This is a genomic window from Algibacter sp. TI.3.09, from assembly GCF_038154905.1.
In the GTDB taxonomy this organism is placed as follows: Bacteria; Bacteroidota; Bacteroidia; order Flavobacteriales; family Flavobacteriaceae; genus Algibacter.
Genome location: NZ_JBAKAN010000089.1, coordinates 1 through 255 on the forward strand (window position 1 = coordinate 1; position 255 = coordinate 255).

The window sequence follows — 255 nt, forward strand, 5'->3', positions numbered from 1 at the left end:
TGTATTTACAAGCTGTAAAACTGCACATAAATAATAAATTCCTGAGTTTTTGATTGCCCATTTTACTAATTCGTGGTCGTCCTTTTATACTACTTCCACTTTGCCTAATCACTGGAGTTAATCCTGCTTAACTACATAATTCTGCTGCACTCGAAAAGCGTTCAAAACCACCTGTTAAAACGATTAACATAATAGATGTTTTTTTTCCGATTCCTGGTATGGTTTTTATTCGAGTAAATAAATCTTTATGAGCCT

General features: G+C 33.3%; 1 pseudogene. It reads right to left on the reverse strand.

What is annotated here, in order from left to right:
* Nucleotides 1-255, reverse strand: a pseudogene (locus tag V6246_RS18490) (transposase); the annotation flags it as partial.